The following is a 24,681-nucleotide window of genomic DNA, read 5'->3' as shown; positions in this document are numbered from 1 at the left end:
CGCAGTTCGGCGATGACGTCGTCCCAGACGTCGGCGCGCTCACCGGCGCCGTGGAGGAAGATCAATTGCGGATTGGCTGCGTTCATCGCGACTCCTCTGGCCTCGTGATCACTCTCGATCCCGCTCTGGCATCCTGGTAGACATGGATTCGCTCTTCGCCGATGAGGCCTTCGACCGCCGACCGAGAATCGTCGCCCCCGGCGCGGTCTGGGTACCGGGTTTCCTCAGCGCCGAGGCGCAGCAGTGGATCATCGCCCGCTATGCCGATTGGCAGTCCGGTCCGGTTCCTCCCCATGCGACGATGATCGCAGGGCATCCGATGAGTGTCACGACGATCGGGCTGGGTTGGCATTGGCAGCCCGGGCGCTACGACCGCCGCGCCGTCGACGTCAACGACAAGGTGGTGCTGCCCTTCCCCGATTGGATGGCCCGTCTGGGCCGCCAGGTTCTGCAGTCCACAGCAGCGGTCGTCGAGGCCGCACCGGATCTCGCCCCGGGTACCGCCGCCGCGTGGGGATTCGACCCCGCCGACTACCACCCGGATGTGGCCCTCGTGAACTACTACGACGAGCACGCGAAGATGGGTATGCACCAGGACAAGGACGAATTCGATCCTGCCCCTGTCGTCTCCTTGTCATTGGGCGATACTTGCCTCTTCCGGTTCGGGAACACGGAGACACGCAGCCGTCCCTTCGAGGATCTGCGGTTGGCTTCGGGTGACGCCTTCGTCTTCGGCGGGCCTGCCCGCTTCGCCTACCACGGGGTCAGGTCGATCCAGCCGGGAACTGCACCGGATGCGGGACGACTGAATCACCTCGGCGGGGGCAGGATCAACATCACGATGCGCACGACCGGACGGGACTGAGCTCACGTGATCAATGGCCGGGCAGACCCAACTGACTGAGTCGGCTCAGGAGTCCTTCGCGTCGGGGTCGACGTCGACAACCCCTTCGGGCGGCGCTGCCAGCCGATTCGGTGACGTCTTCCGGAACACCGGCTGTCCGGACAGCACCGCCGACCTGGCCAGGGTGTTGCTCGCAACCGAGGACACGATGATCAGGCACAGCACGGCGATGACCGCCATGATCAGCGAACTCCAGGAGAACCCGGACGCGTAGAGGTCGTAGATGAAGGCCGCGATGACGATGAACGGCATGCCCAGTCCGGTGGCCGGAGAGAACACATTGATCCGAGACAGGGCATCACGGACCCTGAACATCGCCAGAGCGGAGCCGAGCAGCAGCAGGGAGCCGGTGATTCCGAAGATCCCGACGAGAGTCGTGGCGAGTGCTTCATTCATCAGCGGTGCCCCCTCGTGAGGATTCGGGACAAAGCGATCGTGGCGAGGATGCCCACCATGGACGACAGGAAGATCACATCGAGGACGATCGACGAGGACACGGTGATGCCGAGCATGGTGACGATGGCGATCGCCGAGAAGTAGATGAGGTCCGAGACCACCGCGCGTGAGCCCTGATCGCGAGCGGTGAGCACGCGGATGAGGCCGATGATGATGGCGGCGGCGAGGATGACCGCGCAGATGCTTGCGATGACGATCACGGACGGCCTCCCTGCGGATCGGTGTGTGGCCCCGGTGCTCGTCCGCGGGTCATGGACAGCAGTCGGGATTCCATATCGATGAGTCCGGCGAGAGCGGATTCCTCCGACTCCTCGAACAGAGCATGGACGAAGATCACCGGCGGGGTCGTCGACGTGCCGGCGGCGATCGCTGTCACCAGGGTGCCGGGAGTGATGGTGATCGACGATGCGAAGAGCGTGACTTCGAGGTCGGTGGCGCAGCGCATCGGCAGTTCGACGATCATCGGCTGGGCGTAGTCGCTGCGGAAGAGTCGGGAGATGATGGTCGCTGAGCCCGTGATGATCGCCCAGACGATGAAGCCGACGTATGAGATGCCGTGGATGACTCGCATCACGGTGCCATCACCGCCTCGATGTAGTCACTGTGGTCGAGCAGACCTTCGGCTGCCCGATGAGTGAGGGCGAGCAGAGGCTCCGGGAAGCAGAAGAGCGCAACGGACAGCCCGATCATGATCGTGGCGGGCACCAGCAGTCGGCCCGGGATGCGCACGCTGCGCGTGATCGGTTCGGCCGGAGCACGCCCGGTCTCAGCCGAGTCCGGACGGTACGTCTGCATCGGCGGTCCCCAGAAGGTGTTGCGCCAGGTGCGCTGAAGCGCCAGCAGACTGATCAGTGCGCCCGCGACGATGACGGCGACCAGGACCCATCCGAAGCCGCCGCCGGTGTCCGTGGAGGCCCTGACGAGTCCGACCTTGCCCCACAGTCCCGAGGTCGGCGGCAGACCGACGAGTGAGAAGAGTCCGAGGATCATGAGGACGGTCGCCCACCGCTCCCGTGAGGCGAGCCCCGAGAGCTTGCGGAAGGAACCGGTGCCGTAGGTCTGTTCGACGGCACCCATGATGAGCAGGAGGCCTGCCATCGTGATCATGTGGTGCATCATGTAGAAGGCACCGGCACCGAGAGCCGCCGAAGTCAGCAGGGTGACGCCGATGAGGATATGGCCCACACCGGCCGTCATCTGGAATCCGAGCACGTTGCGCACCCGCACCTGCCCGAACCCGGAGATCGCACCGATGAGGATGCTGGCCACCGCGACGATGAGGATGACGGTCGCCCACGGGGCAGGTTCACCGTAGACGGTGGTGTAGATGCGATAGATCGCATAGAGCCCGACCTTCGAATGCAGGCCGGAGAACAGCGACATCATGCCCGCCGAGGTGTTCGGATAGGTGCGGACGAGCCACCCGTGGAAGGGCGCGCCGCCGGCCTTGATGAACAGGGAGAGCAGCACCACGCCCAGAGCGATCGCGGCCTGTCCGGTCGGGCGGCCCTGATCTGCCAGGACGGCGAGGTTGACGGTTCCGGTGGCTCCGTAGACGAACCCGACACCGATGAGCAGCATCGTCGAGGTCAGCAGGTTGACCATGACGTAGAGACGTCCGATGCCGAGCCTGCGCCAGGTGCCGGTGACGGCGATCAGCGCATAGGCAGGCAGCATCATGACTTCGACGAAGACGAAGAAGTTGAACAGATCACCGGTCAGCAGCGCACCGTAGACGCCGGTGAGCATCATCAGGATGAGAGCCGGGACGAATCTGTACTGGTCCTCTCCGGTGGAGATGAGGAACAGGCTGCTGACGAGCGCCACGAGCGAGGTGAGCACGAGCATGAGCGCGGTGAACGTGTCCGAGACGAACACGATCGCCAGGCCGGGCACATAGTCACCGACCGAATGGGCGATCACCGGGATCGAGGCGTGCACCCCGAGGAGGGCGATGCCGCTGCCGCCGACGAGCACAGGAACGGCGAGCAGGAGCAGCCGGTCGAAGGCGCGTGAGGTGATGAGCACGCTCAGGGCCGAGGCCAGGAGCGGGATGCCGATGAGCAGGAGGAGCAGTGCGGAGTTCATGAGTCGCGCTCCTCCCCTGTCTCGGGATTGCGTTTCTGATCGTCATCGTGGCCCAGCACGGCCAGCGCTAGCATGAAGATAGTCACCGCCAAGGTGATGACGATGGCTGTGAGGACGAAGGCCTGAGGCAGCGGATCGGCCGCCTCGGTGAGGTCTCCGCGTCCGGCCAGCGGTTCGCCTCGCCAGGCCCCGACTCCGGCCGACAGCAGGATGAAGTTCGCGGCATGGGAGATGAGTGTGAGTCCGAAGACTCCCCGGACCATGGAGCGCTGCATCATGAGGTAGACGCCGCCTGTGGTGAGGACGCCGATCGTCAGTGCCAGGATCATGCTTCCTCCTCATCTCCGTCGGCTGGTGGATCCCCGTGGAGGATATGCGTCGAATTCGCGCGCACCTTCGCTTCCCCGGACGCTTCGACACCGCGGCGGCGGCTGCGTTCGGGGCGTTCCCCGCGGATAGCCTCCATCGGACCGCTCAGCTCACCGTAGAGCAGTTCATCGGCACGTTCGCGTGTGCGTTCGACGTCGCGGCGGATGATGCCGTTGGTGAGCACATCGTCTCCGGCCGGAGTGGCCGCGGAGTCCGAGACACCGAGGAGGTTGAACGAGAGCAGCATGAGGCCGAGTACCGCCAAGTAGACGCCGACGTCGAAGAGCATCGATGTCGTCCAATGCTGACCGGCAAATTCCGTGTGCAGCGGCTGGAGGAACGAACCGGCGAACAGGAGACCGACGATTCCTGTGACCACAGCCGTGGCGACTCCGGAGCCGATGAGGTAGAGGGGCGCACGCGGTGGACCGAGAGCCCGGTCCTTCGGCGTGGACAGGTAGGCCAGACCGATGACCGCGGAACCGACGAGGGCGGCGATGAACCCGCCTCCAGGGGAGTTGTGACCGCGCCAGAAGATGAGCAGGGAACTCAGCGCCAGCAGCGGCCCGAGAACCTTCAGGGTCAGCTGCAGAGGGATGACGTTCGGCCACGCCTCGTGGACGGCTCGATATGCGGAGGTGCCTTTGGGGCGGATCGACACCCACGGGGGCCGCGGAGGTTCCGGGATGTTCTCGGCCGGCGGGTCGATGAACTTGTCCTTGACCGTCGACATCACCGCGACGATCGCGATTCCGGCCATGCCGAGGACGGTCAGCTCACCGAGGGTGTCGAGGGCACGGAATTCGACGAGGATGGTGTTGACGATGTTGTCTCCGCCGCTGATCTCCGGAGCCTTGTCGAGGTAATACTGGCCGAGGGCAGAGCGTCCCCGACGGCCGTTGAGCGCCAGAGTCAGTCCGGAGACGCTCGCGCCGACGATGATCGCCAGGAGCAGACGCGGTGTCTGCTTGCGCTTCGGGTACTTCCAGAATGAGCGCGGCAGCTTCTGCAGCACGAGCATGATGACGATGATCGTCATCGCTTCGACGAGCAGCTGTGTCAGGGTGACGTCGGGGGCGCCGAGGGCGAGGATCTGCACGGTCGCGAGTATGCCGATGGCCGAGAGCGCCACAACGGTGGTCAGCCGTGAGTGCGAGGTGCAGAGGACGAGCACAGCCACGGTGATGAGGATGAGCAGAATGAAGTCCACCGGGCGGCTGAGGTTCTCCTGCAGCGGCGGCAGTTCGGCGTAGACGACAGGCAGGGCCCCGATGGCGAGCACACTCAGTCCGCCCAGGGACAGAGCGAGATACGGCCCTGAGTTCATGGGACGGACGAAGGCGGAGAGCCCGTATCCCAGGCGTTTGAGAGTCTTCGTCAGCGAGTCGATGACATCGGAACCGTCGAAGGGCAGCGTGGCCTTGTGGAAGAAGACGAAGACTCGTGACCGGCGGAGGATGATGAACACGCCGATGACGATGATGAGCCCGGAGGCGAGCAGTTCGATGTTGAACCCGTGCCACAGCGCCAGGTGCACATGCTCCGAGGCTGTCGGCACCGCTGCCCGCACCACCTGGTCGAGCGGGGGGTCGAGGAGGAACAGGACGAAGCTCAGCGGCACCGAGGCCAGGATCGGCAGGGCCGCTGCGATGAGCATGACGGGTGAACCGCGGTGGATGCGACGCTCCTCGGGTTCGCGACCGTCGATGAAGCTGCCCCAGACCGTCTTCGCGCAGTAGGCGAAGGTGAGCACCGAGGCACCCACGGCGACGAGCAGAGCCACCCAACCGGCCCAGGGCCCGCCCGGGGTCTCCCCCAGCGCAGTGAATAGAGCCTCCTTGGACACGAATCCCAACAGCGGCGGAATCCCGGCCATGGACGCACAGCCGATGATCATCACCGTGAACGCCGCCGGAGCGGTGCGCAGGAGCTTCGGAATCCGTGCGAGGTCTCTGGTGCCGGCGAGGTGGTCGACGACGCCGACCATCATGAACAGGCCGGACTTGAACAGTGCATGCGCGATGACGTGGAGGGTGGCGGCAGCGATCGCAGCCTCGGTGCCGACGCCGATGACCGCGGTGATGAGACCGAGTTGGGACACGGTCGAATAGGCCATGAGCTTCTTCACGTCATGTTGGTTGAGCGCGAACCAGCCGCCCAGGCAGGCAGTGAGGAGTCCTGCCGTCACGAGCAGGACATTCCATGCCGGTGTCGCGTGGAAGGTCGGTGAGAACCGGAGCATGAGGAAGATGCCGGCCTTGACGACGGCTGCGGCATGCAGATAGGCCGACACAGGGGTGGCGGCGGCCATCGCGTCGGGCAGCCATGGGTGGAACGGGAACTGAGCCGACTTCGTCATGGCTGCGACGCCGACGAGCAGAGCCACGAGCGTCGTGACTTCGGGCTGGCCCGCCCACACCGGGGAGCTGATCGCCTCGGCGAGGTTCGTCGTACCGGTCACGGCGACGATCACTCCGGTGGCCACCAGCAGACTGAGGCCGCCGATGAAGGTGAAGAACATCGTCCGCAGGGCCGGTGCCTGCCCGGGGGATCCGGACCGGGCGATGAGGAAGAACGATGCCAGGGAAGTCAGCTCCCAGCACACGAACAGCACGAGCACATCGTTGGTCAGCACGAGGGCGACCATGGAGAAGGTGAAGATCACCATCAGCCAATAGAAGCTCGTATTGCGTCCAGGGCTGAGATAGCGCGTCGAATAGACGAACACGACCGCACCGATGATCAGTGCGATATAGGTGAAGACGACACCGATTCCGTCAGCGCGCAGCGCCAGGTCCACGCCGAAGCTGGGAATCCAGGGGTAGGACACTTCCGGATTCCGACCGGCCATCACCTCGGCGGCGGTGGGAGTGAACAGGGCTGCCACGCCGAGATAGGCGATCGCCAACGGCCAGCCGCTCTCCCGACCGACGAAACGGGTGAGAACGGGTGTGAGCGCGACGAGTGCGGCCAGAGCGATTAGCGTTAGGATCATGACCGGGCCTCAACGGCCGCGGGCACAGGTGATCGTTCCTTCACTCACTGATCCTTCGTGCGCATTCTGACAGACACAGACTTTCGAAGATTCAGACTATCGACTCGGAGTTCCATGAGCAAAAGCGCAAAGAGCCTCAAACCATCCCGGAGGCTGTCGGTCTTCTTCGACGCACGCTTCACCCGCACGACTCATCACGACGGGATCTCCCGGTACGGTTCGTGTCTGCTCTCGGCCCTGCTGACGGCCGTCGAGGGCACGGAGATCGACGTGACCGTGATCATCAGCGATGAGGCTCAGTTGGCTCTGCTTCCCGAATGCTCGTGGGTGCAGCTGAGCGATCCCACCTCCCCTGCCGAGGTGGCCATCGCCGGGAAGCTCAATGCACTGGGCGCCGATGTCGTGTTCTCGACGATGCAGACGATGGGCTCATTCGGGCGCCGCTACGGCCTCATCCTGACCATCCACGACCTCATCTACTACTCCCACCCCGAGCCGCCGGGTGATCTGCCGCTGCCAGTGAGGCTGCTGTGGCGGGCGTATCACTTGAGCTTCGTCCCGCAGCGGCTGCTGCTCAATCGTGCCGATGCCGTGGCGGCCGTCTCCGAGACGACGAAAGATCTCATCGCCGCCAACCGGCTGACGGATCGTCCGGTGCAGGTGGTGTCCAATGCCGCCGAGGCGGTCGCCACGCCGGCGCGGACAGTGAACCGTCATGATGCGAAGACGCTCATCTACATGGGTGCGTTCCTGCCGTACAAGAACGTCGAATCCCTCATCCGCGCGCTCGAGCACCTGCCAGGGTGGACCCTGCACATCGCCAGCCGCATCGATGGCCAGAGGGAAGCTCAGCTGCGAGCTCTCATTCCCGACCGGGCGAGGGTCGTCTTCCATCGGGGAATCAGCGATGAGGAGTATGCACGTCTGCTCGACGGGTCGACTGCCCTGGTCACGGCTTCGCGGGAGGAGGGCTTCGGTCTGCCCGTGATCGAAGCGATGGCCAAGGGAGTGCCCGTGGCCGTGTCGGATATTCCGATCTTCCGGGAGATCGCCGCCGAGGCGGCCGAATACTTCGACCCGGAAGATCCGCGCTCGATCGCGAACGCGGTCGAGCGGCTCACCGATGCAGGCAGGTGGGCGGAGCAGTCCGCGGCCGGCAGGCTTCAGTCACAGGTCTTCGATTGGACGAAGTCGGCAGACTCACTGGTCGACCTCATCAGATCAGTCGCTGCCAACCGCGAGACAGAGGGCTGAGTCCGCGCGGACACCGATGCACGGATGACCGCCTCCGGTTCGACAGCGGCGCAGCAGCCGATGGCCGAGCCCGCAGCGGTGCGACCGAAAGTCTCAGTGAAAGACCGTGCCCCAACTGCGCAGAACCCATTGGTCGCCGGTATACCCGAACTCTCCGTGACCGCAGTTTCTGAGGACGCCGAGCCGGCCGGTCCCGTTCATCTCCAGGAGGATCTCGGCGGCGGCGCGCAGCACCGCACCGTGGGCGACGACAGCGATCGTCGAGGCCTCAGCGGACTGCACGATATCGGTGATGGCGTCGGCGACGCGGCGGCCCGACTGGGTACGCGATTCTCCTCCGGGAGGTGCGATATCGGCGCCGGAGGCCCATTCGGCGAGTTCGTCCGGCCAGGTCTCTGCCACCTCGGCGCGGGTGGAGCCTTCCCATTCGCCGAAGGCGGTCTCACGCAGCCGCTCATCGCGAACGGGTTCGAGAGCGACGAGTGTCGCCAAGCTGTCGGCGGTCGCAGCGGCGCGCGAGAGGTCGGAGCAGACGATGAGTTCCGGTTCGAGATCGGCGAGCCGCCTGGCGACCTGATCGGCCTGCGCTCGGCCGGTGTCGTTGAGGGGGACGTCGGACTGTCCCTGGAACCGTCCGGCGACGTTGAAGTCCGTCTGTCCGTGACGCCAGAACAGAACGGTCTTCGTCATGTGTCCGAGCCGGGTTCGGGCAGCTGCAGATCAATGACCGGGACGTCCTTCCACAGCCGCTCGAGCGCGTAGTATTCGCGCTGTTCGGCGGAGAAGACATGGACGACGATCTCGCCGAAGTCGAGCAGCACCCAGTCCCCTCCCCGGCCTTCGCGGCGCAGCGGGGTGCGGTCGTGGACGAGCTGCACTTCCTGTTCGATCGCGTCGACGACCGCACCGATCTGGCGTTCGTTGTCGGCGGAGACGATGAGGAACGCGTCGGTGATGTAGAGCGTGGAGCTCACATCGAGGCCGATGATGTCGGTTCCGAGCTTCTCGTCCGCGGCTTTGGCCGCGGTTCGAAGCAGCTGGGTTGATTCGGCGATCTCGCTCACAAGATCCTTTCGCATGGATGCGGTTGTCGAGGTGGTGTGTCCCGGGTGTTGCTCAGAGGAACATGACGAGGGCGATGACGATGAGCGCCAGGGCGAAGAACGCGGCCACGCCGAGGACGATATAGGGCATCTTCGAAGGCTCTTCGCCCATCAGGATCTGACCGTCGTGCCCGGTCACCGAGCTGGCACGGATGCGTGAGCCGGGAGGGTTGACGGTCTCTTCGTCTTCGTAGTCGGCATTCGGCAGCGACCAGGCTTCGGGCACTGCATCCATCGGCCGGGTCTCCGGATTGGCGGCCAGGGCGCGTGCCGCGTCATCGGAGCCTGTGTCGCCGGCCGATTCGTCTGCCCGCTCGGACGCTGAGCCGGACTGCGACTCGCCGGCTCGACCGGACACATGTGTCTGCGGCCCGCGAGCACCGCTCTTGCGGGGTTCATCGATCTCGGGGATCTGCGCCGAGGCGGCCGTGACGACGCGGACTCCGGATGTCGAAGGCGGCTGCACGATCGGCATCCGCCGCGACCGGGACGTATGCTCGGGCTCGTCGTCGGCATCTTCCTCAGGCTTCGCAGCCAGCTTGTCTTCCGGGGCAGGTTCATCCGCGGGGGCTGCTGCAGCGGCAGCACTCGTGGTTGGATTGTCGGTTGAGGTGTTCTGATCCTCTGCGTCCGGCTCGGCTGAGGTCTCGGCAGGCTTCTCGCTCTCGTCCTCGGTGCCCAGTGCAGGAGCGTCGCCGTCGAGCGCCGAGTACGGCATCGACAGCGCGTCATGGGGTTCGCTCTCCACGGTCGTCGGTCGCGGAGCCGAGGCTGGAGTGACAGGGGCTTCGAAGTCGCGGGCGGCGACCTCGTCGGACGCTCCCCCGAAACCGGCGGTGTCATAGGATTCGTGCTCCGTCGCGGCGGACTTCGTGTCGGGTTGCGAATCGGCTGCCGATTCCTTCGCGGCGGCTGCCGAGGCCTGAGTTTCGGCGGAGTCTGCTGTTGGCGTCGCTGATTCCGAGTCAGAGTCCGCAGATTCAGAATCCGAGACTTCCGGGTTCGGTCCGGTCAGTCGACCTTCGGCTGCGGCCTGGCGTTCTGCCAGTTCCTTCTCATCGGCCACAACGGGCATCGCACCGGTGGACAGATCGCCGTACTGCGAAAGTCCGTGTTCGCGCAGGTATCGCTTCTTCTCGGCACGCGATTGGAAGTGCGGCAGCGGAGTCCGTGTCGGGTCGAGACGGTCTTCGGCATGTACCGGCGGCCGGGACTCCTGCGGATGGTCCGATGCCAGGGCGCCGCGTTCGTGGCTGGTCCGCGGCGAGGGTTCGGGGTCGATGCGCGAGGCGGTGTTGTCGCTGGTCTCGGCGGCGGGTTTCGCACCGGGCTTCTTCGGGGGCAGCGGGCTGAGGAGTCCGGCGCGAGAGTTCGGAGCCTCCTTCGGCTGCTCAGGAACCTCTCGTGCTTCGAACGCCTGTTCCGCCGCCAGCCTTTCGGCTTCTCGCCGTGCTCGACGTGACGTGAACTGCTCCTCAGCCATTCTCACTCCTGTACAACTCGTATTTCGCGATGTACTGCACTACGCCGTCCGGTACGAGGTACCAGACGGGTGCACCATCCATCACCCGTTGTCTGCAATCCGTGGACGATATCGCCAGCGCAGGGATCTGCACGAGACTCAGCCGGTCGACCGGCAGTCCCTCACCGTGGAGTTCGTGCCCGGGCCGGCTGACCCCGACGAAGTGTGCCAGGGAAAACAGCTCATCCACATTCTTCCACGTCAAGATCTGAGCCAAAGCGTCCGCGCCGGTGATGAAGAACAACTCGGTATCGGGACCGTAGCTGCTGGCGAGGTCGCGCAGCGTGTCGATCGTGTAGGTCGGACCCGGTCTGTCAACGTCGGCTCGGGAGACGGTGAACCGCGGATTCGATGCCGTGGCGATGACGGTCATCAGGTACCGGTGCTCGGCGCTGCTGACCTCTTCGACGTCTTTCTGATACGGCCGTCCCGTGGGGACGAAAACCACCTCGTCGAGGTCGAAGGTCGCCTGGACCTCACTTGCCGCGACGAGGTGGCCGTTGTGGACGGGGTCGAAGGTGCCGCCCATGACACCGACTCTGCGTCTGTGGTCTGCCATATCAGTGGCGGTGCGAGATGCCCTTCCACGACCGAGACACAATGCCCATCGTGATGAAGATCGCCAGGGTGATGAGTCCGTACCAGATCGGATCCATCGGCAGCTCCACGTGGGCTGCGTGCTCCCCACCTTCGGCTGCGGCGGCCATAATGGCTGCGTTCACGTCATTTCTCCTTACTCAGTGATCCGTCGCGCGCGGAGCGCTTCGGGGTCGTTACCTTCTCAGTTTCTCATGAACCATCGGGGAATCCGGCATCGACATGACTTCTTCCCCTCCGATGTCTCCGCTGGTCGGGTGGTGAGTACCCTGATCGCGGAGTGTCGGAGTCGATTCGGATTCAGGAACGGACCTGGCCGTTGCCCATCATCACCCATTTCGTGGTCGTCAGCTGTTCGAGTCCCATTGGGCCGCGAGCATGCAGCTTCTGGGTGGAGATGCCCACCTCCGCACCGAAGCCGAGCTCTCCCCCGTCGGTGAATCGTGTGGAGACGTTGACGCCCACCGCCGCTGCGTCGATGGCGGTGACGAAGGTGTCCGCGTTGTCGAGGTCCTTTGTCACGATCACCTCGGTGTGGCCGGAGCTGTAGGCGCGAATATGGTCGATGGCCTCTTCGATGCCGGAGACGAGCTTGATCGCGATCTCCAGTCCCAGGTACTCCTTGGCCCAGTCGCGTCTCGACACCCGTCGGATCTTCATACCTGCCGGTGCCAATGCCGAGACGTCCGAGTCGGCGTGGACGATGACCCCTGCGCCATCGAGGCGCTCGAGGATCTTCGGCAGCACTCTCTTCGCGGCCTTCTCATGGACGAGGAGGGTCTCCAGCGAGTTGCACACACTGGGCCGTTGTGTCTTCGAGTTGAGGACGAGGTCGACGGAGGTCTTCACCGTGGCTGTGGAGTCGATGAACATGTGCACATTGCCCACACCTGTTTCGATGACGGGCACGATCGATTCCTGTACGACCATGTTGATGAGGTCGGCGCTGCCTCGGGGAATGAGCAGATCGACGTAGTCGCGGGCGTGCATGAGCACGTTCGCTCCTTCGCGTCCGTACTGGTCGATACCGTTGATCGAGTCGGCAGGCAGTCCTGCCGACTCGACGGCGCGGCGGAGGATGGAGATGATCTCAGTGTTCGAGTTCTGTGCAGCCGATCCTCCGCGCAGGACCGAGGCGTTGCCGGATTTGAGCGCGAGGACGGCGATGTCGACGGTGACATTCGGACGAGCTTCGTAGATCGCGCCGATGACGCCCATCGGCACACGGTTCTGGGTGAGGCGAATGCCGTTGGGCAGTGTGCGTCCGACGACGACGTCGCCGACGGGATCCGCGAGGTCGATGACGTCCTCGACGGAATTCGCGATCGCGGCGATGCGATCGGCGTCGAGGCGCAGTCGGTCGAGCAGAGACTCACTCATCCCGTTCTCAGTGCCGGCGGCGATGTCGGCGTCATTGGCTTTGACGATGCGGTCGGTGTTGCTGCGCAGCGCCTCGGCGATGGCGCCGAGAGCGGCATTCTTCTCGGCTGTCGAGGTCGTTGCCAACAGGCTCGAGGCGGACTTGGCGTTGCGGACGATGCGGGTCACTCCGCGCACGGTCTTCGGGTGGATCTCGGCTGATGCTGTCATGGACTATCTCCCCCCGCTCACCTGTGTGAGAACGAGATCGTTTCGATGGATGACCTCTTTACGGTAATCATTTCCCAGACGGGTGCCAAGTTCCTCGGTCGTGGAACGGAACATCAGAGGAAGCTCGTCCGAGGAGAAGTTCGACATGCCGCGGGCGATGACCTCGTCGTCGAGATTGCGGATCTCGACCGGGTCCCCTGCTTCGAAGTCCCCGCTGCAGGAGGTGACGCCCACGGCGAGCAGGGACGTCCCCCGGGAAAGTACGGCCGTTTCGGCCCCTCTGTCGATCGTGACCGATCCGAAGGTCCGGGCGAGGTGGCGCAGCCACAGCAAGCGAGTGCCCCGTCGTCTGTGGGTGACAGCGAAGTATGTGCCCACGGTCTCCCCCGCCAGCGCCGAGGCGGCCTGCGGTGCCGAGGTCAGCACCGCCGGGATCCCCGAATCGGCGACCATGATGGCGGCGTCGACCTTCGTGGCCATTCCGCCCGTGCCGGTTCCGGCTGTCCCGACACCGCCGATGGCGAGGTCATCGAGGTCGCTGGGTCCGTGCACACGCCTGATCAGGCGGGAGCCGGGCTGATCCGGGGGCCCGGAGTAGAGCGCATCGACATCGGAGAGCAGCACGAGCGCATCGGCGTGAGCCAGGTGAGCGACGAGAGCTGCCAGCCGGTCGTTGTCTCCGAAGCGGATCTCCTCGGTGGCCACGGCGTCGTTCTCGTTGACGATGGGCAGCGTGCCCAGGGTCAGGAGTTTGTCGATGGCGCGCTGGGCGTTCTTGTACTGGGTGCGTCGGATCAGGTCATCGGCGGTGAGCAGCACTTGGCCGGGAACGAGGTCGTAGCGTCCCAGCGCCCGCGTGTATGCGGCCATGAGCAGTCCCTGACCGACCCCGGCCGCCGCCTGCTGGCTGGCGAGGTCTCGAGGGCGTTTCTTCAGCCCCATCGGCTCCAGCCCGGCTGCGATCGCGCCGGAGGAGACGAGGATGACCTCATGACCGGCAGACCGGTGAGCGCCGATGACATCGGTGAGCGCGATGAGTTTGGCTTCGTCCAGTCCGCCGTCGATCGTCGTCAGCGAGGACGATCCGACCTTGACGACGATGCGACGGGCTCGGGCGATGTCGTCACGGAACGATCCTGCGGAAGAGTCCGCCTGAGCTGCAGCGCTCACTCCTCGCCGGCTCCTTCACCGGACTCTGTCGCAGGTGCACCGAGGCGGCTCTCGCGGTGGGCACGTTCGGCCAACCGCTCCTGTTCGAACTCGGCCCGCGTGGCGGCCTTCGCGTCCATCTTCTCGTGATAAGCGGCCTTGCGTTCCTTGCGTGTGGAGCGCGCTTCCTCGTCCAGTCGGGCGTCCGATCCGCGGGAGCCGAGCAGTTCTGCTCCGCCGACGGTTGTGGGATCCCAGTCGAAGACGACGCCGTCGTCTCCGCCCACGACGATGGTGTCGCCGGGTTTCGCTCCGGCCTTGAAAAGAGCCTCTTCGACGCCTAGGTGCTCGAGGCGGTCGGCGAGGTAGCCGACGGCTTCGTCGTTTCCGAAGTCCGTCTGCTGCACCCAGCGACGAGGCTTGTCGCCGAGGACGCGGAACAGCGGTCCGTCGGAGGTGCGTTCGGGACGGACCTCGAATCCGCGATCGTCGACGGCCTTCGGGCGGATGACCACGCGCTGCGGTGTCGCTTCGATCTCGGCGCGACGTTCCCGTTCGGCGAGCACGAGCTCGGCCATGGCGAACGAGAGGTCCCGCAGGCCGGCATGGCTGACTGCCGAAATCTCGAAGACCCGATATCCGGCGGCTTCGAGATCGGGCCGGACGATATCGGCGAGGTCGCGACCGTCGGGGATGTCGACCTTGTTCAGCGCCACGAGCTTCGGGCGCTGTGAAAGCGGCAGGAGTCCGCTCCCGTCGTCGAGGTCGACGGCATAGGCGGCGAGTTCGGATTCGATGATTGTGAGGTCGGAAACGGGATCGCGTCCGGGCTCCCAGGTGGCCATGTCGATGACATGGACGAGGCCGGCACAGCGTTCGACGTGGCGAAGGAACTCGAGGCCGAGTCCCTTGCCCTCCGATGCGCCGGGGATGAGTCCGGGAACGTCGGCGACCGTGTAGCGCGTGTCGCCGGCTTGAACGACCCCGAGGTTGGGCACGAGTGTCGTGAATGGATAGTCGGCGATCTTCGGCTTGGCGGCCGATAGCGCAGCGATCAGGCTCGACTTGCCCGCCGATGGGTATCCCACGAGGGCGATATCGGCGATCGTCTTGAGTTCAAGCACGAGGCTGAGCGTCTGCCCTGGCTCTCCGAGGAGCGCGAAGCCGGGGGCCTTGCGCTTCGTCGAGGCCAGCGCGGCATTTCCGAGCCCGCCACGGCCACCGGCGGCTGCGGTGAATTCGGTTCCGTCTTCGACGAGGTCAGCGATGACGTCGCCGTTGGTGTTCTTCACCACGGTGCCCTCGGGCACGTCGACGATGAGGTCTCTGCCGTCGGCGCCGTGGCGCAGATCGCCCTTGCCGATCCCGCCGTCGTCGGCACGCACGTGCGGACGGTGGTGCAGGGGAAGCAGGGTGGTGGTCTGACGGTCGACGCGGAAGATGATGTTGCCGCCGTTGCCGCCGTCGGCGCCGTCGGGCCCGCCGAGCGGTTTGAATTTCTCGCGCCTGATCGAGGCACACCCGTTCCCACCTGCGCCTGCGGCGAGGTGAACGGTGACACGGTCTACGAACTCGGTGGCCATAATGTCCTTATATCAGATGAAGGGTGAGTCGTTTGACTCACCCTTCATGCTCCCTTTTCAGGGAGAGATCATATTGACGATGGAACGGATCCGGAAAGGATCAGGCTCCGACGATGTTGACGATCTTGCGACCGTTGCGGGTTCCGAATTCCACGGCACCGGCGGTCAGAGCGAAGAGGGTATCGTCTCCTCCACGGCCGACATTGGCTCCGGGGTGGAACTTGGTTCCGCGCTGGCGGACGATGATCTCGCCGGCCTTGACGGCCTGGCCGCCGAAGCGCTTCACGCCGAGGTACTGTGGGTTCGAGTCGCGACCGTTGCGGGTCGAGCTGACTCCCTTTTTGCTTGCCATGTGAGAAGTCTCCTCTTACTTGATGTTCGTGATCTTCAGACGGGTGAGGTCCTGGCGGTGGCCCTGACGCTTCTTGTACCCGGTCTTGTTCTTGTACTTCTGGATCACAATCTTGGGACCGCGGAATTCACCGGCGACCTCAGCGCTGACCGAGACCTTCGCCAGAGCGTCGGGATCGGTCGTGACCGTCTCACCGTCGACAAGAAGTACGGCATCGAGTTCGACGCTGTCTCCAGCCTTCGCCTTCATTCGGTTGACTGTGATGATGTCGCCGACGCTCACCTTTTCCTGGTGGCCTCCGGCGCGGACGATGGCATAGACCATGGTCGAACCCTCTTTCTGTTGAAAACAAACGAACGGCGGTTGTCCCTTGGCTGCCGCAGAACGAGTCCCGCAGACATCCCATTGAGAGGAATCACCAGCCGTGGTGCGTCACGCGCACCGACGATCAATTCTAGTCGAGAGTGCACAGCAACGGCAAACCCGCCGCCCATGCTCAAGGGGAAGACCTGTCCATTGTGAGCCATCTCTCGTTCACTCCCGGAGATAGGCGGCTCCCCGGGCACTTCGACTCAGCTTTCGCGCGTCTCCGCGATGCGCTCGTGCCGGCGGATGACCTCGGCGACGATGAACGCCAGGAACTTCTCTGCGAACTCCGGATCAAGATGGGACTCCTCGGCGAGTTCTCGCAGTCGGGCGACCTGCCTGGCTTCCCGAGACTCGTCGGCCGGGGGCAGACCGTGGTCGGCTTTGAGTTCGCCGACGCGTTCGGTGAGTTTGAAGCGCTCGGCGAGCAGGTGAACGAGGGAGGCATCGATGTTGTCGATGCTGCCTCGCAGCTCCTGCAGCCGTTCGACTGCGCGTGTTCTGTCATCTCTGTTCTCATCCACGCCCCCAGTCTATCGACGCCCGAACCTGTCTGTGCGCCGCGTCCGTATGGGCGCGGCGCACAGACAGCCTTGGTCGCGGCAGCTTCCTTCGCTGCGAGCCGGAGCTCGAGATTCTCAGGCGGGTTCTTCGACCGGGACGGCGTCGGCGGTGTCCGGGTCGTTCAACGTACCGGCCCTGCGGTCGGCGAGGTACTTCTTCATCTCCTTCTTGACCACCGGCATGAGCATGTAGAGGCCGAGGATGTTGATGAAGGCGCACATGAACAGGGCCGCATCGGCGAATTCGACGACCTTGGAGAAGCTGGCGATGCAGCCGACGACGACGAAGATGCAGACGAGAGTACGGAAGATCATGATCGTGGCCTTCGAACGCCCGAACAGATAGCTCCACGCCCGTTCTCCGTAGTATGCCCATGTGATGAGGGTGGAGAACGCGAAGAGGGCAACGGCGATGGCCAGCAGGATCGGGTACCACGAGGCGACGGTGGAGAAGGCGTCCGAGGCGAGGGCGACACCGCCGATCTCACCTTCACCGAGGTCGTTGCGGTAAGAGGCCTGGTTGGCCACGATGATCGTCAGCGCGGTCATGGTGCAGACGATCACCGTGTCGATGAAGGGCTCGAGCAGTGCGACGAATCCTTCGGAGATCGGGCGACGAGTCCTGACTGCGGAGTGCGCGATGGCTGCGGAGCCGATGCCCGCCTCGTTCGAGAACGCCGAACGCTGGAAGCCGATGATCATGACACCGACGATGCCGCCGGCCACGCCCTGCGGGTTGAAGGCCCCGGCGAAGATCTCGCCGATGGCATTCGGGATGTTCGCGTAGTTGAGCCCGAGCACGAGGAGGCACGAGACGACGTAGAAGATGGCCATCCCGGGAACCAGCTTGTCGGTCACCTTTGCGATCGAGCGGATGCCGCCGAGGATCACCAGGGCCACGAGTCCCGCGAAGATGAGCCCGAACACGAGTGAGGCAAAGGGGCCGGCCAGGAAGCCGTCATCGCCGCCGGTGGCGGTGCGGACCTGGGCGAAGGTCTGATTGGCCTGGAACATGCCGCCGCCGACGACACCGAAGATGAGGATCGCGATGGCGAAGAGTCCGGTCAGAGCGGTCGCCACGGGCTTCGAGAAGCGTCGGAACGCAACGGGGAGGTACTTGAACGGCCCGCCGTGGACGACTCCGTTCTCGTCGATCTCACGGTACTTCACCCCGAGGGTGCATTCGACGAACTTAGTGCACATGCCGAGCAGGCCGGCGACAATCATCCAGAAGGTCGCTCCGGGGCCGCCGAGCGCGATAGCCACGCCGACACCGGCGATGTTGCCGAGGCCCACGGTTCCCGACAGGGCGGAGGCCAGGGCTTGGAAGTGGGTGACCTCGCCCGGGTCGGACTTCGAGGAGAACTTTCCGCGGATGATCTCGAGCGACAGCTTCGCACCTCGCGCTTGGATGAAGCCGAAGTACACGGTGAAGACGGCTGCCGCGAAGATCAGCCACAGGACGACGAAGGGAAACGAGATCGCTCCGATGGTGATCGGGAAGAAGATGATGCTGCCGAACCATGTGGCGATCGGGTCGAACCAGGAATTGATGGCATCGTCGACCGGCGAGACCGGCGCTGCTGAGATATGAAGATCAGTCATAGTGTGACAACCTACTGAGACCTGCGTCACATTCAAGCGTTCCATGTAGTGGCACCCGTTCAGTTATCGAACCGTTACCAAATAGGGTCTTCCTCGGCTATTTGAGATTCGCGTCTCATTACCTGGCCTAGACTGGGAGCATGACTCAGAATGCCCAGCAGCCCGGTCAGCAGCCGAATCGACCGTCGAACCAGACCCCCGATCGCGGCCCCGTCCCCAGTGGTGACCCGAGCACGCATATCCAGACCGGCCACAGTCAGCCCGCGGCGTACCCCGGGGCCGAGGCAGTGACGAATCCCAATGGGCACTATGGTTCGCAGGGCGCTCAGTCCGGAGCGATCGGCGGTTCGGGGTCGACGGCACCGTATGGTCCGCCGGCCGGTGCCCAGGCGAACACCGGTGCACCGCCCCACCACCGTGAAGGCGCCCCGCTGCCACCGGCGCCGCAGAATCGTCGCTCGGCCGGACAACCCGACGGTTCAGGTCAGGCCCTCGGCTCCGGACCTGTTCCAGCCCAGGCACCGAACCGTGGTCCCGGTCGCCACTCGGCTCAGACGTCGGGTCCCCGCAGAGGGACATCGGACCCGGGCCGGCCGAATTCGGCCCCCACCCGCATCGTCTCCCCCGATGGCGAACGTGTCCGAGAGAAGCCGGCAGGCGGTGTCTCGGGCTACTTTGCCATCGTCGGCGCCATCGTCCTCCTGCTCGCCGCCGTGCTGCTGGGCATCATCGGGTTCGTCATGACCTTCGCCCAAGCCGTCGTCGGGGTCATCCTCTTCATCGTCGCCGTCCTCTTCTTCATCGCGTCGATGTTCCTGTTCAAGGGATGCACCTCGGTCGCGCCCGGACATGCCGTCGTCCTCCAGCTCTACGGCAAGTACGTCGGAACGGTCAGGCAGTCGGGTCTGCGATTCGTCAATCCCTTCTACACGAAGGATCAGATCTCGACGCGCATCCGCAACCATGAGACCTCGACGCTGAAGGTCAATGACCACGATGGCAATCCGATCGAGATCGGCGCCGTGGTCGTCTGGCAGGTCCGCGATACCGCACAGGCGATGTTCGAGGTCGATGATTTCGAAGAGTTCGTCGCCATCCAGGCAGAGACCGCGGTTCGGCACATCGCCAACTCCTATGCCTACGATTCGTCGGATCCCGGCCGCATGTCGCTGCGTGACAACGCCGACGAGATCACGTCGCGGCTCTCCGATGAAGTCGCTGCCCGGGTCATGGCTGCGGGCGTAACGATCATCGAATCGCGCATCACCCAATTGGCTTACGCCCCGGAGATCGCCCGTGCCATGCTCCAGCGGCAACAGGCCACGGCCGTCGTCGCTGCCCGTCAGCTCATCGTCGAAGGAGCTGTGGGAATGGTCGAGACGGCGATCGAGGAGATCGAAGGACGCCAGATCGTCAGGCTCGGACAGACCGAACGAAGCGACCTCGTATCGAACCTGATGATCGTCCTCTGCGGTGACCAGGCCGCACAGCCGACGATCAGCACCACCCGCAATCAGCAGTCGGCAGGCTGAGCTCCCGGAGCTGGGTGTACCGCACACGACAGCGCCCCGTCGACGTCATCCGTCGGCGGAGCGCTGTCTTCTGTCTCAGCTCACGAGAGGCGTTCAGTCCTCACCGATGATGACGAACGAGGTGGGCAGCTGCTCCTGCTTGAGGGCAGGGGCCCTCTTCGCCGGTTCGCGCTTCTTCGCCGGAGTGCTCTTGACCGGTTCAGCGGCGGCAACCTTCGTCTCGCTGTCCGCGCCGATCATCAACGGCAGATCCTTCGGCTCATCTGCGACCGGCTTCTGCACGACTGCCGGCTTCTGTTCAGCGGACTGTGTCTGCTCGTTCGCAGGCGCCGCTTCCGCCGGTGTGTGCTCAGCACCGTTCGACTTCTCGTTGCCACTGGGCTTCTCGTCGGGCGTCTCGGCCTGCGAGTCGTCGCTCCGGCTCGAGCGCGAACGTCGCCGGCCGTTCCGTGAACGCGATCGGGACTTGCCGTTCTCGCCGTTGTTCGCCGAATCATCGGACTGAGTCTGAGCGTCGGACGTCGATTCGGGCGAATCGGCATCATCCTTCTTCAGGGTGGCCTTCGCGATCGCGGCGACGGCTGACCGAGAAGCGTCCGATGACACTGTCTCATCTGTCGACTCGGACTCATTGTGCTTGGACTTCGAGCCTGAGTCTACCCGGCGCTTGCGGTCACGGCGGTTGTCGTGGTTCGACGAGCGGCCGCCGCGGTGCGCCTTCGATCCGTCTTCTTCCGAACCCGGCAGAAGCAGTCCACGGCCGGTGAGGTCTTCACCGGCGCTGACTAGGGATTCGGCGAGCCCGGTGCCGATGCGCTTGCGCGTCATCTGCACGAGTCCCAGCGATGTCACTTCTGCCACCTGATGCTTCGTCCGATCGCGACCGAGGCACTCGACGAGGCGGCGCACCACAAGGTCGCGGTTGGACTCGAGCACCATGTCGATGAAGTCGACGACGATGATTCCGCCGATGTCGCGCAGGCGGATCTGCCGGATGACCTCCTCAGCGGCTTCGAGGTTGTTGCGGGTCACCGTCTCCTCGAGATTGCCCCCGGAGCCGGTGAACTTGCCGGTGTTGACATCGACGACCGTCATCGCTTCGGTGCGGTCGATGACGAGTGAACCTCCCGAGGGCAGGTTGACCGTGCGCTGCAGCGCCTTCTGGACCTGCTCTTCGATCCGGTAGTGGTCGAAGATGTCCTCGTCCTCGTTGTAGCTGTGGACGCGATCGAGCAGGTCCGGGGCGACGGATTCGACGTACTCGTGGATGGTGTTCCATGCGCCGTCGCCGTCGATGACGAGCGAGCTGAAGTCCTCGTTGAAGACATCACGGATGATGCGCACGATCATGTCCGGCTCGCTGTAGAGCAGCTGTGGGGCCAGCACCTTCGTCGACTTCGACTTCTTCTCGATCGTCTCCCACCGTTTGGCGAGACGTTCGACATCACGCGAGAGATCGGAGTCGGTGGCGCCCTCGGCAGCGGTGCGCACGATGACGCCGTTCGAATCGCCGACGAGCTGTTTGAGCAGCTTCTTCAGTCGTGAGCGTTCGTTGTCGGGCAGTTTCCTCGAGATTCCGGTCATCGAATTGCCGGGAACGTAGACGAGGAACCGCCCGGGCAGAGAGATCTGGCTGGTCAGGCGGGCGCCCTTGTGTCCGATCGGATCCTTCGTCACCTGCACGAGCACGGCATCTCCGGGGCTCAGCGCGGTTTCGATGCGCCGCGCCTTGCCGTCCATGCCGAGGGCGTCCCAGTTGACTTCACCGGCGTAGAGCACGGCGTTCCGGCCCTTGCCGATGTCGATGAATGCCGCCTCCATGCTCGGCAGCACGTTCTGGACCTTGCCCAGGTAGACGTTGCCGATGAGCGAGGACTGCTGACGGTTCTCCTTGAGGTAGTGCTCGACAGCGATCCCGTCTTCGACGACAACGAGTTGAGTCTGGTCGCCGCTCTCCCGCACCAGCATGGTCCGCTCGACGGACTCACGTCGAGCGAGGAATTCGGCTTCGGTGATGATGGGGCGGCGACGTCCGGCTTCGCGGCCCTCCTTACGACGCTGGCGCTTTGCCTCGAGGCGGGTCGAACCCTTGAGCGAGGTGACTTCGTCGCGGTCGGTGCTGCGGGTGCGAGACCGGCGACGGCGGCGACGGCGCGAACCGCCGTCGGAGTCGTCATCACCATCGTCCGAATCCGAATCGTCGGAGTCCCTGTGGTCGTTCTCCTTGTGATCGGAATCTTGATGATCCGACTTCGAATGTGAGTCCTCGGCGTCCGCATCCGAGCGCTTCGAACCGCGATTGCTCGACCGAGATCCCCGCTTCGACGACTTCGCGTCCTGGTTGCCGGCGGAGTCCTTCGAGTCGTCCTCGGAGTCCTTCGAGTCGTCGTCGGAGTCCGAGGAATCGTCGTGGGAGTCATCGCGATTGCGCGATCGGCGCCCGCGGCCGCCTCGCCGCCGGCGCGGACCGTTGGAGGAATCGTCCTCACCGCGGTCGTTCTGGCGGTTCTCCTGTGAGGACGACGTGTCGCCGTCGGAGTCGTGGGAATCATCCCAGTCGTCGTCGGAGTCATCGTCTTCGATCGTGATGACCTCGGCGTGTTCGGCCTTCGGCACCTGGAAGATCAGGCCGCCGTCATAGGGCACGGCTGGAGTGGTGCGGGGTTCGGGTGCGGCAGCCGGAGCGGCCGGGGCCGCGAAGGGATTGCGCGGGTCGAAGCTCGGCGCTGCCTGCGACGCAGCATCGGACTCATCGTCCTCGTCGTCGCCATCGGCATTGTCAGCGTCGTCGTGATCATCGTCATCGTCGTCCGAGTCTCCGCGGACGAACTCCTCGAAGACGAGTCCCCGATTGGCCACGGCATCGCGTGCGGACTTCTGCCCGCCTCGGCGAGGGGTCGGTTCTTCGTCCTCCTCGTCGTCGCTGTCATCGGCATCGCCGATACGCAGCGACTCGGCCGCCTCGGCGATGTCATCGAGGCGCGCACGCACGCTGTCGTCGACATCCTCGTGTTCGGCGTTCTTGGCACCCGCCGACTGCTGCAGATTCGCGAGGTCCGCGAGAATGCCTTCGGTCGGGTCTGTCGACTCTGTGCCGTCGGTATCGTTCATCGTATCTCCCAGTCCGAAGACGCCGTCCACACCGTACGGATCTTCGGATCCTTGCATGGTCCGCAATGGACCGAAACCTGTGGATGGCACATCCGGCTCGCGCTCAGCGCGTAGGCCTTCCGTGCTGCCTCATCTTGTTGTCGACCTGCGAGGTCATACCCTCGACTCGGTGGAGGCACTTCTCCTGCTCGGTGTGAGAACAGGTATCCGTCCGACCATTATGTCACAGAAGTGCCTCTGCGCTGAGGTTTCGATGGGGACGGGGTTTGCCGCACGGGACATAGCCAGGCATTCTTGAGGAGTGAACACCACTCCGACTCAATCCGATGATCTCGAGTCCGCCGACACCGCCTCGTCGTGGGTGCTCAGATCGGTGCCGTTCGGGATCTTCCTCGTCATCTCCTCTGCCATCGGTTTCCTCGCCTCGTTCTCCCTGTCGGCGGAGAAGTACGAGAAGCTGGCGAACCCGGACGTCGTGCTCTCGTGCGACCTCAACCCGTTCTTCTCGTGCGGTTCGGTCATGGAACATCCCGAAGCCGAGCTCCTGGGCTTTCCCAATCAGCTCATGGGCGTGGCGGCCTTCATCATCCCGCTGCTGCTCGGTGTGCTCATCCTATCCGGCACCCGGCTGCCCCGCTGGGTGATGGTGGGACTGAACATCGGACTGGGCTGCGGCGTGGCGCTGGTGATGTTCCTGTTCTACGTCTCGATCTACAAGATCGGAGTCGGCTGCCCGTGGTGCATCATCGTGTGGACCGTGACGATTCCGATGTTCATGGCCGTCACCGCCCGCAATCTGCTCACCGGCGGCTTCGGTCGGCGCGCCGCCGACAACGCCGTGCTGAGGGTCCTGGCGAAGGAGAACATCGCCCTGTCTGTGCTGTGGATGCTCATCATCTTCGCCTGCATCGTCGTGCAGTTCTGGGCGTTCTTCTCCAGTCTGCTCTGAACATGAATCAGATGCAGTGAGGGTGCCCCTCCAAACGGTGGGGCACCCTCACTTATTCGACCGGCTCGGCTCAGACGTCGGCCTCGATCGGTCTTCTGCCTGTCATCAGCCTTCGGCCGGGTACCAGATTCCGATCTCGCGTTCGGCCGATTCGGTGGAATCGGATCCGTGGACGAGGTTCTTCTGCACCTTCTCACCCCAGTCGCGACCGAGATCGCCGCGGATCGTGCCGGGACCAGCTGCCGTCGGGTCGGTGGCGCCGGCCAGGGACCGGAAGCCGGGGATGACGCCCTGTCCGGAGGCGATGATCGAGACGATCGGCCCTTCGGACATGAAGTCGACCAGCGGCTGGTAGAAGGGCTTGCCTTCGTGCTCGGCGTAATGGGCTGCCAGTTCGGCGGCGGTGGCCGAACGGAGATCCAAGGCGTCGATCGCATAGCCCTTGGCTTCGATTCGGGCCACGATCTGTCCGACGAGTCCGCGAGCGACTCCGTCGGGCTTGATGAGGATGAGCGTACGTTCCATTCCGGTCCTTCCAATGTCGTGTGGACGTCGGTCCACAGTCTACCCGGGCACCGAGGCGCTCCCGCCTC

Annotated in this window: 24 protein-coding genes; 4 read left to right on the top strand and 20 right to left on the bottom strand. The window is 64.5% G+C overall.

The window, feature by feature from the left end; genetic code table 11:
* The first annotated feature begins 142 nt into the window (after positions 1–142).
* Entirely contained in the window at positions 143–865 is a 723-nt protein-coding gene (locus D3I60_RS13740; RefSeq protein WP_262776845.1) for an alpha-ketoglutarate-dependent dioxygenase AlkB family protein, read from the top strand.
* Positions 866–910: 45 nt separating this feature from the next.
* On the opposite strand, the gene D3I60_RS13735 is transcribed toward D3I60_RS13740, so the two are convergent.
* The 6 genes from D3I60_RS13735 to D3I60_RS13710 are packed head-to-tail and all read right to left on the bottom strand — an operon-like array spanning position 911 to position 6,812.
* Entirely contained in the window at positions 911–1,300 is a 390-nt protein-coding gene (locus tag D3I60_RS13735; protein ID WP_262776844.1) for a cation:proton antiporter, read from the bottom strand.
* Positions 1,300–1,560, bottom strand: coding sequence for a monovalent cation/H+ antiporter complex subunit F (locus D3I60_RS13730; RefSeq protein ID WP_139467051.1), 261 nt, complete (start codon positions 1,558–1,560; stop codon positions 1,300–1,302). Before D3I60_RS13730 ends, D3I60_RS13735 begins: the two co-directional genes overlap by 1 nt.
* Positions 1,557–1,931, bottom strand: coding sequence for a Na+/H+ antiporter subunit E (locus tag D3I60_RS13725; protein WP_262776916.1), 375 nt, complete (start codon positions 1,929–1,931; stop codon positions 1,557–1,559). Before D3I60_RS13725 ends, D3I60_RS13730 begins: the two co-directional genes overlap by 4 nt.
* Positions 1,931–3,448: a monovalent cation/H+ antiporter subunit D family protein gene (locus D3I60_RS13720; protein ID WP_262776843.1), complete on the bottom strand. Its 1,518-nt coding sequence runs from the start codon at positions 3,446–3,448 to the stop codon at positions 1,931–1,933. Before D3I60_RS13720 ends, D3I60_RS13725 begins: the two co-directional genes overlap by 1 nt.
* On the bottom strand, positions 3,445–3,777 hold the full coding sequence (locus D3I60_RS13715; protein WP_262776842.1) for a sodium:proton antiporter: 333 nt from the start codon (positions 3,775–3,777) through the stop codon (positions 3,445–3,447). The genes D3I60_RS13720 and D3I60_RS13715 overlap by 4 nt, the downstream gene beginning before the upstream one ends.
* Positions 3,774–6,812, bottom strand: a complete 3,039-nt coding sequence (locus D3I60_RS13710) for a DUF4040 family protein (protein WP_262776841.1) — start codon at positions 6,810–6,812, stop codon at positions 3,774–3,776. Before D3I60_RS13710 ends, D3I60_RS13715 begins: the two co-directional genes overlap by 4 nt.
* Before the next feature lie 114 nt (positions 6,813–6,926).
* On the opposite strand from D3I60_RS13710, the gene D3I60_RS13705 reads away from it, so the two are divergent.
* Complete coding sequence (locus D3I60_RS13705) at positions 6,927–8,066, top strand: glycosyltransferase family 4 protein (RefSeq protein ID WP_262776840.1); 1,140 nt, start codon at positions 6,927–6,929, stop codon at positions 8,064–8,066.
* 93 nt (positions 8,067–8,159) lie between these two features.
* Here the strand turns inward: D3I60_RS13705 and D3I60_RS13700 are convergent, their stop codons facing one another.
* The 12 genes from D3I60_RS13700 to D3I60_RS13645 all read right to left on the bottom strand — a co-directional run bounded on the left by D3I60_RS13700 (position 8,160) and on the right by D3I60_RS13645 (position 18,496).
* A complete protein-coding gene (locus D3I60_RS13700) occupies positions 8,160–8,756 on the bottom strand; it encodes a histidine phosphatase family protein (protein WP_262776839.1) in 597 nt (198 codons plus the stop codon).
* Positions 8,753–9,130: a ribosome silencing factor gene (gene rsfS / locus D3I60_RS13695; RefSeq protein WP_262776838.1), complete on the bottom strand. Its 378-nt coding sequence runs from the start codon at positions 9,128–9,130 to the stop codon at positions 8,753–8,755. Before rsfS ends, D3I60_RS13700 begins: the two co-directional genes overlap by 4 nt.
* A gap of 52 nt (positions 9,131–9,182) precedes the next feature.
* Complete coding sequence (locus D3I60_RS13690) at positions 9,183–10,652, bottom strand: hypothetical protein (RefSeq protein WP_262776837.1); 1,470 nt, start codon at positions 10,650–10,652, stop codon at positions 9,183–9,185.
* Positions 10,645–11,250 carry a nicotinate-nucleotide adenylyltransferase gene (gene nadD, locus D3I60_RS13685; protein WP_262776836.1) on the bottom strand — a complete coding sequence of 202 codons (606 nt, stop codon included), beginning with the start codon at positions 11,248–11,250 and terminating at the stop codon, positions 10,645–10,647. Before nadD ends, D3I60_RS13690 begins: the two co-directional genes overlap by 8 nt.
* Before the next feature lies 1 nt (position 11,251).
* Positions 11,252–11,413 (bottom strand): hypothetical protein, encoded by a 162-nt coding sequence (locus D3I60_RS13680; protein WP_167443897.1) that lies wholly within the window; start codon positions 11,411–11,413, stop codon positions 11,252–11,254.
* 175 nt (positions 11,414–11,588) lie between these two features.
* A complete protein-coding gene (locus D3I60_RS13675; protein WP_262776835.1) occupies positions 11,589–12,878 on the bottom strand; it encodes a glutamate-5-semialdehyde dehydrogenase in 1,290 nt (429 codons plus the stop codon).
* A gap of 3 nt (positions 12,879–12,881) precedes the next feature.
* Positions 12,882–14,048 carry a glutamate 5-kinase gene (gene proB, locus D3I60_RS13670; protein WP_262776834.1) on the bottom strand — a complete coding sequence of 389 codons (1,167 nt, stop codon included), beginning with the start codon at positions 14,046–14,048 and terminating at the stop codon, positions 12,882–12,884.
* Positions 14,045–15,610 (bottom strand): GTPase ObgE, encoded by a 1,566-nt coding sequence (gene obgE / locus D3I60_RS13665; protein ID WP_262776833.1) that lies wholly within the window; start codon positions 15,608–15,610, stop codon positions 14,045–14,047. Before obgE ends, proB begins: the two co-directional genes overlap by 4 nt.
* Before the next feature lie 100 nt (positions 15,611–15,710).
* Positions 15,711–15,962, bottom strand: a complete 252-nt coding sequence (gene rpmA, locus D3I60_RS13660) for a 50S ribosomal protein L27 (protein WP_025776788.1) — start codon at positions 15,960–15,962, stop codon at positions 15,711–15,713.
* 15 nt (positions 15,963–15,977) lie between these two features.
* Positions 15,978–16,286: a 50S ribosomal protein L21 gene (gene rplU, locus D3I60_RS13655; RefSeq protein WP_262776832.1), complete on the bottom strand. Its 309-nt coding sequence runs from the start codon at positions 16,284–16,286 to the stop codon at positions 15,978–15,980.
* A gap of 248 nt (positions 16,287–16,534) precedes the next feature.
* Entirely contained in the window at positions 16,535–16,852 is a 318-nt protein-coding gene (locus D3I60_RS13650) for a chorismate mutase (protein WP_139467033.1), read from the bottom strand.
* A gap of 114 nt (positions 16,853–16,966) precedes the next feature.
* Positions 16,967–18,496: an alanine/glycine:cation symporter family protein gene (locus D3I60_RS13645; protein ID WP_262776831.1), complete on the bottom strand. Its 1,530-nt coding sequence runs from the start codon at positions 18,494–18,496 to the stop codon at positions 16,967–16,969.
* A gap of 140 nt (positions 18,497–18,636) precedes the next feature.
* On the opposite strand from D3I60_RS13645, the gene D3I60_RS13640 reads away from it, so the two are divergent.
* Positions 18,637–20,028: an SPFH domain-containing protein gene (locus tag D3I60_RS13640; RefSeq protein ID WP_262776830.1), complete on the top strand. Its 1,392-nt coding sequence runs from the start codon at positions 18,637–18,639 to the stop codon at positions 20,026–20,028.
* Between the two features lie 93 nt (positions 20,029–20,121).
* Here the strand turns inward: D3I60_RS13640 and D3I60_RS13635 are convergent, their stop codons facing one another.
* Entirely contained in the window at positions 20,122–23,139 is a 3,018-nt protein-coding gene (locus tag D3I60_RS13635; protein ID WP_262776829.1) for an Rne/Rng family ribonuclease, read from the bottom strand.
* 301 nt (positions 23,140–23,440) lie between these two features.
* Between D3I60_RS13635 and D3I60_RS13630 the strand changes: the two genes are divergently transcribed.
* Positions 23,441–24,088 (top strand): vitamin K epoxide reductase family protein, encoded by a 648-nt coding sequence (locus D3I60_RS13630; protein ID WP_262776828.1) that lies wholly within the window; start codon positions 23,441–23,443, stop codon positions 24,086–24,088.
* 105 nt (positions 24,089–24,193) lie between these two features.
* Here D3I60_RS13630 and ndk read toward each other — a convergent pair whose 3' ends face one another.
* On the bottom strand, positions 24,194–24,613 hold the full coding sequence (gene ndk, locus D3I60_RS13625; RefSeq protein WP_262776827.1) for a nucleoside-diphosphate kinase: 420 nt from the start codon (positions 24,611–24,613) through the stop codon (positions 24,194–24,196).
* Positions 24,614–24,681 lie beyond the last annotated feature (68 nt).

This window comes from Brevibacterium permense (assembly GCF_025506275.1).
Taxonomy (GTDB): domain Bacteria; phylum Actinomycetota; class Actinomycetes; order Actinomycetales; family Brevibacteriaceae; genus Brevibacterium; species Brevibacterium permense_A.
This window is presented reverse-complemented; position numbering and strand designations above follow the sequence as displayed.

Bases quoted from the DNA above. Each gene is read 5' to 3' on its own strand.
- D3I60_RS13725 (WP_262776916.1), bottom strand. From the start codon at position 1,931: ATGCGAGTCATCCACGGCATCTCATACGTCGGCTTCATCGTCTGGGCG.
- D3I60_RS13720 (WP_262776843.1), bottom strand. From the start codon at position 3,448: ATGAACTCCGCACTGCTCCTCCTGCTCATCGGCATCCCGCTCCTGGCC.
- D3I60_RS13690 (WP_262776837.1), bottom strand. From the start codon at position 10,652: ATGGCTGAGGAGCAGTTCACGTCACGTCGAGCACGGCGAGAAGCCGAA.
- rpmA (WP_025776788.1), bottom strand. From the start codon at position 15,962: ATGGCAAGCAAAAAGGGAGTCAGCTCGACCCGCAACGGTCGCGACTCG.
- D3I60_RS13635 (WP_262776829.1), bottom strand. From the start codon at position 23,139: ATGAACGATACCGACGGCACAGAGTCGACAGACCCGACCGAAGGCATT.
- D3I60_RS13710 (WP_262776841.1), bottom strand. From the start codon at position 6,812: ATGATCCTAACGCTAATCGCTCTGGCCGCACTCGTCGCGCTCACACCC.
- D3I60_RS13645 (WP_262776831.1), bottom strand. From the start codon at position 18,496: ATGACTGATCTTCATATCTCAGCAGCGCCGGTCTCGCCGGTCGACGAT.
- D3I60_RS13705 (WP_262776840.1), top strand. From the start codon at position 6,927: ATGAGCAAAAGCGCAAAGAGCCTCAAACCATCCCGGAGGCTGTCGGTC.
- D3I60_RS13700 (WP_262776839.1), bottom strand. From the start codon at position 8,756: ATGACGAAGACCGTTCTGTTCTGGCGTCACGGACAGACGGACTTCAAC.
- ndk (WP_262776827.1), bottom strand. From the start codon at position 24,613: ATGGAACGTACGCTCATCCTCATCAAGCCCGACGGAGTCGCTCGCGGA.
- obgE (WP_262776833.1), bottom strand. From the start codon at position 15,610: ATGGCCACCGAGTTCGTAGACCGTGTCACCGTTCACCTCGCCGCAGGC.
- D3I60_RS13640 (WP_262776830.1), top strand. From the start codon at position 18,637: ATGACTCAGAATGCCCAGCAGCCCGGTCAGCAGCCGAATCGACCGTCG.
- D3I60_RS13715 (WP_262776842.1), bottom strand. From the start codon at position 3,777: ATGATCCTGGCACTGACGATCGGCGTCCTCACCACAGGCGGCGTCTAC.
- nadD (WP_262776836.1), bottom strand. From the start codon at position 11,250: ATGGCAGACCACAGACGCAGAGTCGGTGTCATGGGCGGCACCTTCGAC.
- rplU (WP_262776832.1), bottom strand. From the start codon at position 16,286: ATGGTCTATGCCATCGTCCGCGCCGGAGGCCACCAGGAAAAGGTGAGC.
- D3I60_RS13740 (WP_262776845.1), top strand. From the start codon at position 143: ATGGATTCGCTCTTCGCCGATGAGGCCTTCGACCGCCGACCGAGAATC.
- D3I60_RS13735 (WP_262776844.1), bottom strand. From the start codon at position 1,300: ATGAATGAAGCACTCGCCACGACTCTCGTCGGGATCTTCGGAATCACC.
- D3I60_RS13675 (WP_262776835.1), bottom strand. From the start codon at position 12,878: ATGACAGCATCAGCCGAGATCCACCCGAAGACCGTGCGCGGAGTGACC.